The sequence below is a fragment of the Kitasatospora cystarginea genome (assembly GCF_039533515.1).
Taxonomy (GTDB): Bacteria; Actinomycetota; Actinomycetes; order Streptomycetales; family Streptomycetaceae; genus Kitasatospora; species Kitasatospora cystarginea.
Genome location: NZ_BAAATR010000230.1, coordinates 1 through 526 on the forward strand (window position 1 = coordinate 1; position 526 = coordinate 526).

Here is a 526-nt window from a genome sequence, read left to right on the forward strand (position 1 = left end):
TAAGGTGGTGAATGCACAATTGGGTATCCATCGGAAGCTTGCTCGGCGTCGTGTAGCGAACGTCTACGAGATAGGGACCTTCTTCAGGGTTTGGTTTGTCGTGAATGGCAACCACATGTGTCTGACCGTCGGTCACGATCGATTCGACACTGACATCCAGTCCCGGCAAGAACTCCTCGATGATTACGGCATTCCCGTAATCGTGTCGAGCCCAGTTATACAGGGAGGCATTGCCTTTCACGTGCCATGCCCCATACTGCAGAGAGGGAAAGCATCGCCGTAACTCGTCGATGTCGGCTACTCGGCGAATGTACGAAGTGTCGTTGTTGACGACAGGTTTGACGACTACTGGAAATCCTATGCGATCGGCCTGCTCGATTGCTTCGTCAACCGTTCGAGCCAAACCGTACATGGGTTGAGGAATGCCCTCGGCTTCAAGAGTTTTGCGCATTACGTATTTGTCGCGGGCGATACGAGCCACATCTTCACCCACGAAAGATAATCCCAGATCCGCCGCAACGCTCGC

The 526-nt window shown here is 53.4% G+C and carries 1 protein-coding gene; it reads right to left on the minus strand.

All coding sequences use genetic code 11. From position 1 onward, the window contains the following. A partial coding sequence (locus tag ABD369_RS40995; protein WP_344641723.1) for an ATP-grasp domain-containing protein occupies positions 1–493 on the minus strand: 493 nt, incomplete at its 3' end. Between the last annotated feature and the right edge of the window lie 33 nt (positions 494–526).